Source organism: Mesorhizobium sp. M8A.F.Ca.ET.021.01.1.1, from assembly GCF_003998025.1.
In the GTDB taxonomy this organism is placed as follows: domain Bacteria; phylum Pseudomonadota; class Alphaproteobacteria; order Rhizobiales; family Rhizobiaceae; genus Mesorhizobium.
Genome location: NZ_RZSJ01001099.1, coordinates 1 through 514, shown reverse-complemented (window position 1 = coordinate 514; position 514 = coordinate 1). Strand labels below are relative to the sequence as shown.

The 514-nt window shown below is 65.8% G+C and carries 1 protein-coding gene; it reads left to right on the top strand.

Annotated elements, in window-relative coordinates; genetic code table 11:
* A partial coding sequence (gene dapF / locus EOA36_RS36795) for a diaminopimelate epimerase (protein WP_127281333.1) occupies positions 1-514 on the top strand: 514 nt, incomplete at both ends.

The window sequence follows — 514 nt, the reverse complement described above, 5'->3', positions numbered from 1 at the left end:
GCCTATTTCGTCGACATCCTGAATTCCGATGGCTCCGGAGCGCAGGCCTGCGGCAACGGCATGCGCTGCGTCGTCCAGGCCCTGGCCGCCGAGGCCGGCGAGAAGACCTTCACCTTCGAGACCGTGGCCGGCATCCTCAATGCCCGCGAACACGCAGACGGCTCGATCTCTGTCGACATGGGCACGCCGCGCTTCGGCTGGCGCGACATTCCGCTGGCCGAGGAGTTCCGCGACACCCGCATGATCGAGTTGCAGGTCGGCCCGATCGACGCGCCTGTGCTGCATTCGCCTTCCGCCGTTTCGATGGGCAACCCGCACGCCATCTTCTGGGTCGATGACGACGTCTGGACTTATGAACTCGACCGTTTCGGCCCGCTTCTGGAAAACCATCCGATCTTTCCCGAACGCGCCAACATAACCATCGCGCAGGTGACCTCGCCCGACAGCATGATCATCCGCACCTGGGAGCGCGGCGCCGGCCTGACCAAGGCCTGCGGCACCGCGTCCTGCGCGG